Origin of the sequence: Zunongwangia profunda SM-A87, from assembly GCF_000023465.1 — a bacterium.
Lineage (GTDB): Bacteria > Bacteroidota > Bacteroidia > Flavobacteriales > Flavobacteriaceae > Zunongwangia > Zunongwangia profunda.
The window spans coordinates 684,540-699,186 of sequence record NC_014041.1 but is presented as its reverse complement, the minus strand read 5'-3'; the positions used below and the strand labels follow the sequence as shown (position 1 = coordinate 699,186).

11 protein-coding genes are annotated in these 14,647 nt (G+C 36.1%); 3 read left to right on the top strand and 8 right to left on the bottom strand.

From position 1 onward, the window contains the following. Positions 1 to 190 precede the first annotated feature (190 nt). Positions 191 to 2,200: a ComEC/Rec2 family competence protein gene (locus tag ZPR_RS03125; RefSeq protein ID WP_013070158.1), complete on the top strand. Its 2,010-nt coding sequence runs from the start codon at positions 191 to 193 to the stop codon at positions 2,198 to 2,200. Between the two features lie 32 nt (positions 2,201 to 2,232). Here ZPR_RS03125 and ZPR_RS03120 read toward each other — a convergent pair whose 3' ends face one another. The 3 genes from ZPR_RS03120 to ZPR_RS03110 form a co-directional block, all read right to left on the bottom strand. Continuing rightward, positions 2,233 to 2,787: a thioredoxin family protein gene (locus ZPR_RS03120; RefSeq protein ID WP_041578630.1), complete on the bottom strand. Its 555-nt coding sequence runs from the start codon at positions 2,785 to 2,787 to the stop codon at positions 2,233 to 2,235. Between the two features lie 76 nt (positions 2,788 to 2,863). After that, positions 2,864 to 4,240, bottom strand: coding sequence for a peptide MFS transporter (locus tag ZPR_RS03115; RefSeq protein WP_013070156.1), 1,377 nt, complete (start codon positions 4,238 to 4,240; stop codon positions 2,864 to 2,866). 24 nt (positions 4,241 to 4,264) lie between these two features. Further along, a complete protein-coding gene (locus ZPR_RS03110) occupies positions 4,265 to 6,436 on the bottom strand; it encodes a S9 family peptidase (protein ID WP_041579544.1) in 2,172 nt (723 codons plus the stop codon). Positions 6,437 to 6,625: 189 nt separating this feature from the next. Here ZPR_RS03110 and ZPR_RS03105 point away from each other — a divergent pair, with 189 nt between their 5' ends. Both ZPR_RS03105 and ZPR_RS03100 read left to right on the top strand, forming a co-directional pair. Further along, on the top strand, positions 6,626 to 7,942 hold the full coding sequence (locus ZPR_RS03105; protein ID WP_013070154.1) for a hydroxymethylglutaryl-CoA reductase, degradative: 1,317 nt from the start codon (positions 6,626 to 6,628) through the stop codon (positions 7,940 to 7,942). Further along, on the top strand, positions 7,939 to 8,862 hold the full coding sequence (locus ZPR_RS03100) for a GYDIA family GHMP kinase (protein ID WP_013070153.1): 924 nt from the start codon (positions 7,939 to 7,941) through the stop codon (positions 8,860 to 8,862). The genes ZPR_RS03105 and ZPR_RS03100 overlap by 4 nt, the downstream gene beginning before the upstream one ends. Positions 8,863 to 9,019: 157 nt before the next feature. On the opposite strand, the gene ZPR_RS03095 is transcribed toward ZPR_RS03100, so the two are convergent. The 5 genes from ZPR_RS03095 to ZPR_RS03075 form a co-directional block, all read right to left on the bottom strand. Next, positions 9,020 to 11,128: a peptidylprolyl isomerase gene (locus ZPR_RS03095; RefSeq protein ID WP_013070152.1), complete on the bottom strand. Its 2,109-nt coding sequence runs from the start codon at positions 11,126 to 11,128 to the stop codon at positions 9,020 to 9,022. Positions 11,129 to 11,224: 96 nt separating this feature from the next. After that, positions 11,225 to 12,514 carry a hemolysin family protein gene (locus ZPR_RS03090; protein ID WP_013070151.1) on the bottom strand — a complete coding sequence of 430 codons (1,290 nt, stop codon included), beginning with the start codon at positions 12,512 to 12,514 and terminating at the stop codon, positions 11,225 to 11,227. Continuing rightward, positions 12,514 to 12,714, bottom strand: coding sequence for a hypothetical protein (locus ZPR_RS03085; RefSeq protein WP_041578629.1), 201 nt, complete (start codon positions 12,712 to 12,714; stop codon positions 12,514 to 12,516). Before ZPR_RS03085 ends, ZPR_RS03090 begins: the two co-directional genes overlap by 1 nt. After that, positions 12,711 to 13,277, bottom strand: a complete 567-nt coding sequence (gene lptC / locus ZPR_RS03080; RefSeq protein ID WP_041578628.1) for an LPS export ABC transporter periplasmic protein LptC — start codon at positions 13,275 to 13,277, stop codon at positions 12,711 to 12,713. Before lptC ends, ZPR_RS03085 begins: the two co-directional genes overlap by 4 nt. A gap of 1 nt (position 13,278) precedes the next feature. After that, positions 13,279 to 14,640, bottom strand: a complete 1,362-nt coding sequence (locus ZPR_RS03075) for a hypothetical protein (RefSeq protein WP_013070148.1) — start codon at positions 14,638 to 14,640, stop codon at positions 13,279 to 13,281. Positions 14,641 to 14,647 lie beyond the last annotated feature (7 nt).

Sequence of the window (14,647 nt, the reverse complement as noted above, 5' to 3'; positions counted from 1 at the left end):
ATATAGTATTGAAATCGGAAAATGAAAGCCTACGATTTCAGTAGTATTATCCAACGATCATTACTCCTTTTAAAATTTATTAGTCTTTAGTTAGAAAATCGTAAAGTTCTTAATGCCATTTGAGCCCTGAAATATTGAGTGAAAATTATTAATTTTAAACTGACCCTACTTTATAACTGGCAACAAGAATATGGGGTTTATAAATACTAAAATTCTTAAATTTTCTATTGCATTTTTATGCGGAATCTTAGCGGTGCATTTTTTTGAAATTCCGTTAGTGCTTATCTTTATTTCTAGCGGAATCATCTTTCCCATTTTCATATTCTTCTTCTTTAGAGCCCATATTCAGCTCTATCAACAAGCTTATTTTGGTATTTCCTGTTATCTCATTCTATTTTTGTTAGGAAGCATTTCCTACGAGCTTAAATCACCTGAAAATCGCTCTCAATATTTTTCAAATCTGGTTCAGTCTAATGAAGATTTTTTACAACTGAAACTAACGGAAGTACTAAAACCTAATTTTCAAAAACGTTTTATTGCCGAAGTACATCGAGTTACCCTTTCGCAAGATTCGACAAAATCAATGCCTACTTCTGGCAAAATTTTAGTGGGCATTCCTTTAAAATCCAATTTAGAAGTTGGGCAGAAAATTACGGTTCCGGCACAAATAACAAACATCAGTCCAGCATTAAATCCGCATCAATTCAACTATGCAGAATACATGAAATTTCAAGGGGTATTCTATCAAATTCAGCTTTCAGAGCACCAAATTTTAATCCATCAAAACCCTGCCCCACCTCTACGTACTAAATTAAGAGTATCACTGCTCCAAGCTTTGCAGGATACCGGTTTCAAAAAAGATGAACTTGCCGTAATTAAAGCTTTAATTTTAGGAGAGCGCAATGATATTTCAGATGAATTATATCAAAGCTATGCTGCCGCTGGGGCCATTCATATTTTGGCCGTTTCAGGATTACATGTTGGTATCATTTTATTACTCATTAATTTTCTTCTAAAACCACTGCAACAATCTAAATGGTTAAAACTCACAATTACTGTAATCGGAATTTGGAGTTTCGCCGTGCTAACTGGTTTTTCGGCTTCGGTAGTTCGCGCATCATTAATGTTTAGCTTTGTAGCTTTTGGGCTTCAGATCAACCGTAAAATCAATTTACTCAATACTGTGTTTTCTGCCTTTTTTATTCTCATAATAATTAATCCGTTATACATATTTCAGGTAGGATTTCAACTAAGTTTTGCAGCCGTATTTAGTATTGCATTATTTCTCCCCAGATTCCATAAACTTTGGTATCCTAAACAAAGGATTGTACGATTTTTTTATCAAATAATTACGGTAAGTCTCTGTGCGCAGATAGGGGTTTTACCCTTAAGTTTATTCTATTTTCATCAATTCCCGGGCCTATTTTTACTAACCAACATCGTGATACTTCCGGTACTCGGGGTTTTGCTTGTTTCAGGCATTTCAATTCTAATTTTAGGTATTTTGGGTATACGCCCTGAAATCCTGATCGACTTCTACTCTTTTTTGGTTGAAAAGCTTAATGAATTCATTAAGTGGGTAGCCAGCCAGGAAAACTTTATTATTAATGACATCCATCTTAGTGCTTTTTCAGTCTTATTTTTATTCGGGGTCATTATTAGCTTGTTCTTTTTACTTCGACAAAAACAGAAAAAACATGTGTTTTTAGTGTTAACGGCAATAATCGTATTCCAGATAAGTCTGTTAACTGACCAATATCAACATACTTCCCATGAAATTTTTATTCTGAATAAATCGAGAAACAGTATCATTGCTGAAAAGAAAGGCAAAAGATTAAATCTTTATAGCAATCATCTAAAAGATAGCAGCTGGAGTTACATCGATGATTTTAAAATTGCCGAAAAAATATCGAATATCAGGTTTAAAGAACTTGATAATTTCTATGAGTTAAAGCACAAAAGAATTTTGGTAATCGACAGTGCCGGGCTTTTTAATTTTCCTGAATTCAAGCCTGATATAGTATTACTTTCTAATTCTCCAAAAATAAATTTAGAGCGCGCAATTAAGATTTTAAAGCCAGGTATTATTATCGCTGACGCCAGTAACTACCATAATTTTATTAAATTATGGAAACAAACCTGTATACATAAAAAAGTCCCTTTCTACCAAACGGGTAAAAAGGGAGCTTTTAACTACTAACCACAAACTATTGTTTATGATACAACTAACACTTACTTACTAAACGTAGGTTCGAAGTTTTCATTGTATTCATTCCATGCTTTTTCAGTAGTTAATTTTTTATACTCATCTTTTGCGAATATTTTCAGGAAAATTTCGATCTGCGCCGGAGTTCTATAACCGGTTAATGGTGCAATCAATTCGCCTTTTTCATCGAAAAATACAATACTTGGATATCCTGAAATTTGTAAAGCCCGGGCAAATTCATGCGGACTGTTTCTTTTTCCTTTTAGTTCAGCTTTATATTGCGGATTAGCAAAAACTTCATCTTTGTATTTAATTTCTTCCTGCCCTTCTGCATTAAATTTTACCGGATAATAATTTTCATTAATAAATTCGGCCACCTTTGGATGACCAAAAGTGTTTTTATCAAGCATTTTGCAAGGCCCGCACCAATCGGTATAGGCATCCATTATAATATTCTTTGGCGTTTCTTTTTGTGCTTCCAGGGCCTCGTTCATCGTCATCCAGTTGATCTTACTTTCGGCTTCCTGCGCCTGTACGCCAGCACCAACTATCATCAACGCTATAAAAAGTAATGTTCTCATAGTATTCTTTATTTACTGTAAATAACAAAAAACGTTCCTTTTACAGAACGTTTTTACGCTAATATTAAAATCGTTATTATTCTATTGTTGTTTCCTGTGGGATGCCTTCTTCCATTTTAGCATCTTCTGCCCCGTGAGTTAGGCGTTTTAAAGGTTTCAGCATTGCAATAACGAGTAGGCCAATTATCGTCCAAATAACCAGTATCCCGGTAAATATTTCAAATTCTCCAAGGTCTTGCGCAAACTGACCAATAAGTCCGGCTACTTTATTTCCTAAACCTGTTGCTGCCCAGTACATCCCCATAATAATTGAAGCATATTTTAGCGGTGCTAATTTGGTAATAAAAGAAAGAGATACCGGTGAGGCACAAAGTTCTCCAATAGTATGAAACAAATAAGCTAAAATAAGCCAGTACATTCCTGAAGACCCTGTTTCTTGATACTGTATAGAAGCAGCACTCATAAAACCAAAACCTAATGCCATAATGATTAAACCTATAGCCATTTTAAATATAGACGAAGATTCTTTTCCCTTTTTCTTCCATTTATACCAAAAACTTCCAACTAAAGTCGCTAATGTGATAATGAAAAATGAATTTACCGATTGAAATACCGAAGCCGGAATTTCAATCCCCAGAAGATTTCTATCTACTTTCTCTGATGCATAAAGGTTCATTAATCCTCCGGCTTGTTCAAAAGCGGCCCAAAATAGAATGATTAATAAAAACGAAATTAATAATACCTTTACCCTGTCTTTTTCTATAGAGGTTAAAGGTTTATCCAAAATTGCACGATCAGTCTCATTTTTTCTGGAAATCAGGTTTCCAACATGTGATAGGTGCTTTTGCCCTAACATATACACAACTTGTCCTAATAACATCCCTATCGCTGCAAGGCCAAATCCCCAGTGCCATCCATAGTATTCAGCTAAAAACCCACAGGCAATTGGCGCTAAAAATCCACCAATATTAATTCCCATATAAAAAATATAGAATCCAAGATCTCTACGTTCATCACCTTGCTTATACAATCCACCTACCATAGAAGAGATATTTGGTTTTAAACCGCCTACTCCAAGGATGATAAATAAACAACCAATATAGAAAGAAGTTTCAGATTCAAATGATAATATTCCGTGACCAATACATAGGAGTATACCGCCAATCAAAACAGTTTTCTTTTGCCCTAAAAGTTTATCAGCCACCCATCCACCTGGAATAGAAGAAACGTAAACAAGCATGGTATACCATCCGTAAAGCTCTAAAGCCTCTGTGTTGGTCCACCCAAAACCGGGATTATCTGAGGTTGTTTCAGCAACAAGGTATAGCGTAAACAAGGCACGCATGCCGTAGTAAGAGAAGCGCTCCCATAATTCTGTAAAAAAAAGAATGTATAATCCTGCAGGATGTCCAAAAATCTCTTTTTGATTAACTGGAGGTGCGGTATTTGCCATAATTTTAAGTTTGTTGATAGATTTTTAAAGATGTTCTTTAATAAAGTTTGTCATTTTGGTATACAGGTGTAATCTAGTATTTCCGCCAAAGATACCATGATTTTTATCGGGATAAATTGCCCAATCAAATTGTTTATTAGCCTGGATAAGGGCCTCTACCATTCGCATGGTATTTTGCAGGTGCACATTATCATCCCCTCCGCCATGTACAATTAAAAAATCACCTTTTAATTTATCTACATGATTAATTGGCGAGTTTTCATCATAACCAGAAGCATTCTCCTGTGGTGTGGTCATAAAACGCTCGGTATATATCGTATCATAGAACCTCCAACTTGTTACCGGGGCTACGGCAATGGCCATAGTAAAAATGTCATTACCTTTTAAAATTGCATTAGAGGCCATAAAACCTCCAAAGCTCCACCCCCAAATCCCGATTCGGTCAGCGTCTATATAATCAAGTTCGCCAAGTTTTTTTGCTGCCGCTATTTGATCTTCTAACTCATATTTACCAAGTTCATTTTGAGTTACTTTTTTAAATTCGGCTCCTTTAAAACCAGTTCCTCTACCGTCGACGCAAGCAATAATGTATCCCTGATTGGCTAGTAATTGATACCAATAATCATTTGTATTGAAATAAGAATTAGAAACCGATTGTGATCCCGGGCCGGAATATTGAAACATCAATAGCGGATATTTTTTAGATTCATCAAAATCTGAAGGCTTGATGATCCACATATTCAACTCGTTGCCATTTACCGGAAGTGTAGATAATTCTTTAGGCGAGAAATGATAAGGTTTTTCAACTTCCAATAGCTCATCATTGTTTTTAATCTCCCGTACCAGTTTTCCGTTTTTGGCAAGATGAAGCGTATACTCCATAGGAGTTTCTACATTGGTAAACGCATTTATAAAATAAGTAAAATCCGTACTGAAATCGGCATTATTTGTTCCCGTTTTTTCGGTCAGTCGTTTCTTGCCTTTTCCATTTGTTTTTATCGAATAAACATCACGGTTTACACTTCCGTTTTCTGTGCTCTGGTAGAATAAGCGATTGCTTTCTTTATCATAACCATAGTAATTAGTGACTTCCCAATTTCCCTTGGTTACCTGATTTTTAAGTTTTCCGTTTTCAGCATATAAATAGATATGATTATAACCGTCACGTTCGCTTGTCCAGATAAAACTGTTGTCCTCCAAAAAGGTTAGATTATCAGTCACATCTACATAAGCCTCGTCTTTTTCAGTAAGCACAACTTTAGTACTATGATCCTCCGCATTTACAAAAATCAAATCTAATTGATCCTGGTGCCTGTTTAGCACCTGGGCACTCAAGATGTAATCTTTATTGGTCCATTTAATTCTTGGAATATAAAAATCGGAATAATCACCAAGATCAATTTCCTGCGTGGCTTCAGTTGCTACATCATACATATGCAGGGAAACATCAGAGTTTGCTTCACCGGCCTTTGGATATTTAAAAACCTGTTGGTCTGGATATAAGTCACTTCCAAAGATATCCATAGAAAACTCTGGAACTTTAGATTCATCAAACCTTAAAAAAGCGATTCTATCTCCTTTATTATTCCACTCAAATGCTTTTACAAAACCAAGTTCTTCTTCATAAACCCAATCGGTTACGCCATTAATAATACTATTGATTTTACCATCTTTGGTAATTTGCTTCTCACTATTCTCTACAACATCATAAACATAGATATTGTTATTAAAAACGTAAGCAATCTTAGAATTATCCGGAGAAAATGTGGGCTCCTGAATTTTCTTATCACTAAGTTTTGTAAGTTTTTTAGAATTTATATCGAAAATGTAGAAGATCGACTTCGAAGATCTTCGATAAATAGGTTGTGGATCCGTAGCCAATAGCATTTTGCTCTCATCCTGGCTTAAACTAAAATTCTGGAAACTCTTTAATCCTTCCAGGTTTTTAGTATCTACCAAGGTTCTGGTTTTCTTACCTGTTTTATAACTATAAACATCGACACTGGAATTACCGGAATCCGGATCGTGATCTAACACCACATATTCAACACCATTATTAAGGGATTGTAGGGATTGTAAGTGTTGCTGACTAAATTTTCCGCTCCATATTTCTTCAAGCGTGATATTCTTTTTCTGGGAAGTCGCAACAGAAGCTGCCATCATCATAAGCAGAACTAAAATTTTTGAGAACCTCATTAAATTTTTAAAAATTTTATTGCAGGCCAAGTTTACTAAATTTTGATGAAAAAGCAGGCCCAAGCCGTGTTAAATACTAACAATTTGTTAATGATGTTTTCAAACAAACCAAACTTGTCTTTAAATTTAATGTCTTAGCGCAACTCAATAACAATCGTATCTTTGCATTGAAACTATTTATAAAATTTCATGAAGGAACCAATTTCTGGCTTTTCAAAGCTAACAAAGGAAGAAAAGATTAACTGGTTAACAAAAACCTATCTGAATGACGATCCTAAAGCTGTAGATATTTTAAAACAGTATTGGAACAAAAACGAAAAGCTACAACAATTACACGAGGAATTTACCGAAAATACGATATCTAATTACTATTTACCTTTTGGTATAGCACCTAATTTTTTAATCAACGACGAGCTTTTTGCGATTCCAATGGCTATTGAAGAAAGCTCTGTTATCGCCGCAGCCAGCAAAGCGGCTAAATTTTGGAGAAGCCGAGGTGGATTTAAGACTGAGGTTATCGACACCGTAAAAGTTGGACAGGTACATTTTATTTACGAGGGAAGCGAAGAAAAATTAGAACTGTTTTTTAATCATTTAGAACCTAAACTTAGAGCCGCGGCTATACCTATTACCAAAAATATGGAAAAGCGTGGCGGCGGAATTAAAAGTATCGAACTGAGGGACCGTACTACTGAAATAGACAATTACTATCAATTACATTGTAGTTTCGAGACCGTAGATAGCATGGGTGCTAATTTTATAAATAGTTGCCTTGAAAAGTTTGCCGAAGTTCTTGAAAAGGAAGTTGCGGTTTGGGAAGGCTTTAATGAGAAAGAGCGTCATATAGAAGTTGTTATGAGTATTCTATCTAATTATGTTCCTGAGTGTGTGGTTAGAGCTGAAGTTTGCTGCCCGCTTGATGATCTCTCTGATGAACCCAATTTAAGCGGCGAACAATTCGCTCAAAAATTTTTAAGAGCGGTTAAAATTGCCGAAACCGAACCTTTTAGAGCTGTTACCCATAATAAGGGAATCATGAATGGAATAGACGCTGTCGTGCTTGCTACAGGAAATGATTTTAGAGCCATAGAGGCGGGCGTGCATGCCTATGCGGCGAAAGATGGACAATACTCCAGCTTAACGCACGCCAGAGTTGAGAACGGAATTTTTAAATTTTGGATAGAAGTTCCTTTAGCTCTGGGTACTGTTGGCGGCCTAACCAGCCTTCATCCATTAGTAAAACTGGCCATAGAAGTGCTTGGCCATCCTAATGCCAGAAAATTAATGGAAATTGTGGCCGTTGCCGGATTAGCTCAAAATTTCGCAGCCATAAAATCACTGATCACCACCGGTATCCAAAAAGGGCATATGAAAATGCATTTAATGAATATTCTTAATCAGCATCATGCAACTTTGGATGAAAAAGAAAAATTAATCGAATATTATAAAACCAATATTGTGTCGCATAGCGATGTTGCTGTGCAACTTGAAAAACTTAGACAATGAGATTTTACAGTCCCGGCAAACTTTTAATTACAGCAGAATATGCTGTTTTAGATGGCGCACAGGCCTTATGTCTTCCCACAAAAAAAGGGCAGTGTTTGAATGTTGAAGAAAATAATCTGGGAATCATCAACTGGATCAGTAAAGATGAACATGGTGAAGTCTGGTTTCAGGATCAATTTAAGAAAGATTCTACAGGAATAAAGTCGACTTTCCATCATAAAAATTCAGCTGACGATGCTGCAATATCAAAACGCTGTATTCAAATTTTAAATGCTGCTGAACAATTATCAGGACAGGACCTCTTTGCTAAGGGTTTTAATATCCAAACAGCCTTAGAATTTAAGCGGAAATGGGGATTAGGCACTTCTTCCACTTTAATCAATAACATCTCACAGTGGCTAAAAATTAATCCTTATATTTTATTGAATAAAACTTTTGGAGGAAGTGGTTACGATATTGCTTGTGCCCAAGCCCATAGTCCTATAACCTACGAACGTAAAAACGATACTCAAGTATCTTTAAAAGCAGGTTTTGATCCGGTTTTTTCAGATCATATTTACTTTGTTTATCTAAACCAGAAACAAAACAGTAGAGAAGGTATAGCGCACTACAGAACGAATGCCGTGGATGACCGACAAATTTTAATTGAAAAAGTATCCAATATAACTCAACAGCTCATTAAATGTGATCAATTAGCTGAATTTGAATTATTGATAAACATCCACGAAAACGTAATCTCGAAAGCATTAAACCTACCTAAAGTAAAAACCAAAACTTTTCCTGATTATAATGGAAGCATTAAAAGTCTTGGTGCATGGGGCGGTGATTTTATAATGGTAACCGGTAAAAAAGACCCCACTCCTTATTTTAAAGAAAAAGGATTTGAAGTGGTGATCCCTTACCGGGAAATGATTTTGTAATCAGGTTAGCTTACTTCATTTTTTTTAAAAATAATTTTTCATTTCGAAGTATCACAATCACTATAGCCACCAGAAAATTTAATCGCGATTATCTAGAAAGTATAGTCATAAAAAAAGCCACTCGTTTGAGTGGCTTTTTTTATGACTATACTAAATCCTAGTAGAATTTAGCTCTTTTATCTTCAATTTCGGCTTTAGCTTTTAAAGCCTCAAAAGCTCTGCTATTTGCCATTTGGCGACGACTGCTAGTTTCCTGCTGTGCAAATGGCTTATAAGAATCCAACTCTGGAGCTTCACTCTTACTTACTAATTCCACCACATAAACCCCTTTATCACCTACGATTGGTTTACTTGTTTCACCAACTCCCAATGCGTAAACAGCTCCTACAACTTCTGGTTCGCTACCGGCTCCGGCAAGTGTTGGAGAACTTAAGTTTACTGCGTTTGCAGTTTGAACAATCTTATTTTGATTTTCTGCAACCTGATCTACGGTAGTTCCAGATATCTTTTCTTTAATAATTTCAGCTTTTTTCTGCTTTGTAAGAATTGGAATAACTTCAGCTGAAGCATCTTCAGGACTCATCAGCCCTTTATTCTTCTTAGCAGTTATTTGCGCTACAATATATCCTGTTGGAGTTTCAAAACGTTTTACATCTCCTACTTTCGCATCATCCTCAAAAGCCCACTGTACCACTCTACGTTGCTGACCTACCCCGGGAATATTTTCGTCTAGAGCTTTCACATCACGTACGGTACGGATTCTATAATCTGCAGCTTTAGCCTCTTCGGTAAAATCACCTTCACCTGCAGCTATTTCAAATTTAGTAACCTCGTTAAAAAGTTTATTTCTTGTTCCTTCAGTAGCGTCAATCTCTCTGGCTACCGTAGCGATTTTAACTGCTTTCTCTCTATCGGTTTGTTCTTCGATATAAATTACGTGGTAACCAAAATCGGTTTCTACGACCCCTACCGTTCCTTCATTGTTATTTAAAACAAAATCATCAAAAGTAGGCACCATCATTCCCGGTCTAAAATAACCAAGATCGCCAGAATTTTGCGCAGCAGAAGGATCATCAGAAAATTCTGTTGCCAATGCGGCCATTTTCGATTTGTCTGCTTTTATCACTCCGGCTAAACTATCTGCTAATTGCTTCGCCGCAGATTCTGTTCGGGTACCACCAGCCTGAGCTCCCTGAAATCCTAACAAAATATGGCTTGCCTTTATAGAATCTGGAATCTCTTTCGTCTCTACCAACTTACTTAACTTCCAGTATCCGTTTTCTTCGTATGGGCCATAAACTTCACCTTTTTCAAGATTAAATAAATCATCGGCAAATTCTTTTGGCAGTTGATTTTTAAATTTGAAGGTTACCGGTTGTTGTAAATCTGAATTAGAGTTTACAAACTCCTGATCGTCTGAAGTCGTATTAAATCCTGCAATAGTATCATTCGTTTTAGAAACCGAGTTATACTCTACTCTATCTTCCAAAAGAGCACTCAAAGAATTTTTAGATTCTTCTTTATCTTCTACTGAAGGCTCTTCATTAAAAATAACATATTGAATATTACGAGCTGCCTCAGTTTCGAATTTAGCTTTATGATTATCTACGTACTCTTTAATTTCAGACTTAGAAACTTCAACTTCGTCATCTGGAATTGAAGAAAAAGGAATCTGTACATAACGAAGATCCATGGTATTATTTTGCAATTGGTATGCTTGTTTACCTTCGGTTAACGTTGCCCCAACACCAGTACGAATCATATTGGCATAAATATTCTGGGCAGCAGATTCTGCAAGTCCTTCTTCGTAGCTTAACCATTGCTGATACATCTGCGGTGAAGTTTGTTTTAAACTCGCCACATATTCTTTTACTCGATTTTCATCGAACATCCCGGCTTCATTAGTAAATTGGGGATTTTGAGACATTTGGGCTCTCATCATTTGTCTAACCTGAGCCTGCTCGGCTCTTATCCCAAGCTTTTCTACCTGCTCTTCAACAATAATTTGGTTTAATTCCTGATCCCAAACACGATTTACAGCCTGTGTGGTAGATATGTTGCCACGCATATTTTGTTGATATGCTTCTACCTGACGGGCAAATTCTTCCCTACTAATTTCCTCTCCATTCACGGTAGCTATAGAGTTATCTTTACCACTAAAACCACCACTTCTAATCACATCGGCAAGAACAAATGAAAATAATGCCAATGCAATAATTAAAATTAAGAAAACAGAACGTTGTCTGATTTTATTTAATACTGCCATTTTTGGATATAATTTATCAAAATATAGTGGGCGAAAATAGTGTTTTTAGGCTAATAATAAAACTTATGATTAGCAAAATATTAACTTTTTAACGCTTTAATCTTCAGACTTGATTTTAAGCTCTACAAGATCGATTTTTGTATTAGAAACATCCAGGATAGTAAACTCGAATTGATCTATACGAACCACTTCGTTTTGATGGGGAATTTCCTCGGTATGATTCACGATAAAACCTCCCAAAGTTTCATAGTTTTCGCCGGTAGGAATATTTAAACGATAGGTTTCATTGATATAATCTACTTCAACACGTGCCGAAAATTTAAAATGTTCGTCACTTATCTTCTCATCCACCAAAATGGGTGAATCGTGCTCATCTTCTATTTCGCCAAAAAGTTCTTCCACGATATCTTCAATGGTCATCATACCACTGGTACCTCCATATTCATCAATAACCACTGCAATACTTTTACGTTTTTTAATTAAAACATTAAGCACATCCTTTACCCACATCGTTTCTGGAACAAAAATTACAGGTAACAGGATTGAATTTACAGATGCCGGTTTTTTAAACAGCTCAAAAGAATGCACATAACCTATAATATCATCAATGGTATCGTTATAGATTAAAATTTTTGAAAGACCGGTTTCCGTAAAGGTTTTTACCAAATCTCCCGGTTCCTGATCCTGATTTACCGCAATGATTTCGGTTCGGGGAATCATAACCTCACGGGCCTTAATATCCGAAAACTGCAATGCATTTTGAAAAATCTGAATTTCAGAATCCACTTCATCCTCCTCTTCTACCGTTTCCATCTGTTCACTAATAAAATTCCCCAGTTCTATTTTGCTAAATGCAAGTTGGACTTCATCTCCATCGGTTTTAAAGAAACGTTTTAAGATCATATCTGATATCCAGATCACAAATGAAGAAATAAAGCTGAACAACAGATAAAAAAGATATGCCGGTACTGCAAAAAACTTCAACATGGTATTGGCATAAATCTGAAAAAAGACCTTCGGTAGAAATTCTGCCGTAACTAAAATAAGCAGTGTCGACAAGACGGTTTGGGTAAACAAACTTAAATCGGTTACCAGATAATTTAAAATGGCGTTATGTAAAGGCTGAATTTCATTAAGCCAGGCCATAATTAAATCGCCCATATAAAAACCATACACCACAAGGGCGATATTATTTCCTACAAGCATGGCAGCGATAAACTTAGAAGGCTTTTTGGTAAGGCGCTTTAAAACTTTAGCCAAAAAATCATTCTGAAGCTTCTCTATTTCAATATAGATTTTATTCGAAGAGACATAGGCAATCTCCATACCCGAAAAAAATGCGGAAAGTAGTAATGAAAAAATAATGATGATGGCCTCTGCACTCATTATTTCTTATTTTTTTGTCTCTTTTCAAGCTTTCTCCTAAAATTTCTTTTGAAGAAAAACATAAAAATGGCCATTGCGGCCAGGAATATAAAAATATACGCTCTATTGCGCTCGGTATCCCAAATGGCAAAAGTTTCAAAAATAAAGAAACCTCCCATGATTAAATATGCATACTCGAAATACCTGAAATATTTTGTCATTTTTCGGACTCTTCTATGTTTTGAATCCCACTATTGGTTCTAAAGTTGAATTTATCGAAATTTTGATTGGAATCAAAACCCATTCCTTCATTAAAAGAACCATCGGGAAACTTAATTTGATTTTCACGATCGGTAAACACCCAACTTTGATTTTGATCCCAATAAAGCTGATCGCCTTCTAACCGGGTACTATCTGCAGTAAAGATCACTACGTTACCACGCAGATCTACTAAACCGGTACCATCATATACAATCCCGTAATCTGCTGTGACCGTACTCTTTTGATCATCTTCATCAAAGAACTCGATATATACCCCTTCTGGAAATTCTCGAAAAGGAAAATCTTTATTTGTAAAATCAAACATTTTCTCACTTTGCAGGGTCGCCACTACACGACCAGAATCTGTATATTTTAAAAGGATACCGTTAGCAATTCCTGCCGGTGCATCTGCAGGATTTTGAAGGGCCCTTACTTCATTTAAATTACCCTCACATGAAAAAAGCATTGTCACGCCAATAAGCGTGACAATGCCTTGTATTATTTCACGATATGTGATTTTCATATTATAATTGAGGGATACGCACAGTTTCGCCTATCCAACAACCAATTTGGATAGCATCTCCTGCTTTTTTCCCTTCCTGGAATACATCAGCTTTTTGTGGGGCACGACCATTATAAGCCGCAACTGTTGCATTAGCATGATTAGAAAGAGATGGGTCAACTCTACCCGCTTTTGCTACATACTCTGCAGCTAACCAGTACACCGCTCTTTTATCGAAAGCAGTTTCTCCACAGTTATTAGCACTATCAGCATACATATCTGCAATATTCAAATACGCTCTACCGTAAGATGGCTTAGCCTGAATTGCTTTTTTGTAGAAACTTCTTGCCTGAGAAAAACTTCCTGAAGATTTATAGTTCTGAGCAATTCTATAATAGATCTTAGCTTTATCTGCAGGATCTTCTTCAAGTTCTGCAGCCTCATTATAATACTCTAAAGCTTTAGATCTATCCCCATCAGCTTCAGCTAACTGTCCCAAAGAATAGGCAGAAGCTGCTGAAGGCTCTAATTGGTGAAGCGCTTCAGAAATTTTAAAGAATAATGGATCTTCACAATCTTTAGCAGATAGACGCGCATTCGCATTTCTTAACCATGAAACATCTCCTTTTTTAGCTTCAAAGTCTTTTTCATAAAGTGGCACAAGATTATCACAATCTGCACGGGCACCTAATTTCGCATTTAATGCATTTTTCACCGCATTAAAATTGGTTAATCTTTGCTCAGCAATTTTTGCAGTTTTTGCTTCTTTAGAAGTTAAATCTTCACCAGCATCCTGTTTTTCAATAAGTGGCTGAAGACGATCTGCTTCGTTAATTTCTTCTTCTTCTATTTTCGCCATTACTCGATCATAGATATCGAAAACATCCTGTAACTCACGATCCCCGGCATCCTGCATATTCACCATTAAGTCGAAGTATGCATAAAGACCTTTAGGGCTGGTAAAATTATCTTTATCTTCAGTGTAAGCCTTATCAAATGCGTTGAATCTATCTTCTGTAGTTCCAACTTTATTGTCAAACTTTAATAATGCTATATCACTATAAATGTCACCCTTCTTAGTTTTTTCTGGGTAGTGCTCTAATCTTCCCATATACACATCGATTAACTCATCGATATATTTTGCTTTTTCATCTCCAGTAGCTTTGTCTATTTTATAATTAAGCACCATAGCTAAATACTGGAAGGTAGCCAAACTATAATCTGGGCATTCTTCTTTTACTTTCATTAACGGCTCGTATGCCGCATCATAATTCTTCGCCTTAGCATCGTCATAAGCTAAAGCAGCAGTAGTCGTACAATCCTGTGCAAATGCTCCAGAACCTAGCATTACCGCCGATAATAAAACTATAAATCTCGCTTTCATCTTGTTG

Excerpts from the sequence above, each read along its gene's own strand:
- ZPR_RS03125 (WP_013070158.1), top strand. The coding sequence starts at position 191 with ATGGGGTTTATAAATACTAAAATTCTTAAATTTTCTATTGCATTTTTA.
- ZPR_RS03120 (WP_041578630.1), bottom strand. The coding sequence starts at position 2,787 with ATGAGAACATTACTTTTTATAGCGTTGATGATAGTTGGTGCTGGCGTA.
- ZPR_RS03115 (WP_013070156.1), bottom strand. The coding sequence starts at position 4,240 with ATGGCAAATACCGCACCTCCAGTTAATCAAAAAGAGATTTTTGGACAT.
- ZPR_RS03110 (WP_041579544.1), bottom strand. The coding sequence starts at position 6,436 with ATGAGGTTCTCAAAAATTTTAGTTCTGCTTATGATGATGGCAGCTTCT.
- ZPR_RS03105 (WP_013070154.1), top strand. The coding sequence starts at position 6,626 with ATGAAGGAACCAATTTCTGGCTTTTCAAAGCTAACAAAGGAAGAAAAG.
- ZPR_RS03100 (WP_013070153.1), top strand. The coding sequence starts at position 7,939 with ATGAGATTTTACAGTCCCGGCAAACTTTTAATTACAGCAGAATATGCT.
- ZPR_RS03095 (WP_013070152.1), bottom strand. The coding sequence starts at position 11,128 with ATGGCAGTATTAAATAAAATCAGACAACGTTCTGTTTTCTTAATTTTA.
- ZPR_RS03090 (WP_013070151.1), bottom strand. The coding sequence starts at position 12,514 with ATGAGTGCAGAGGCCATCATCATTATTTTTTCATTACTACTTTCCGCA.
- ZPR_RS03085 (WP_041578629.1), bottom strand. The coding sequence starts at position 12,714 with ATGACAAAATATTTCAGGTATTTCGAGTATGCATATTTAATCATGGGA.
- lptC (WP_041578628.1), bottom strand. The coding sequence starts at position 13,277 with ATGAAAATCACATATCGTGAAATAATACAAGGCATTGTCACGCTTATT.
- ZPR_RS03075 (WP_013070148.1), bottom strand. The coding sequence starts at position 14,640 with ATGAAAGCGAGATTTATAGTTTTATTATCGGCGGTAATGCTAGGTTCT.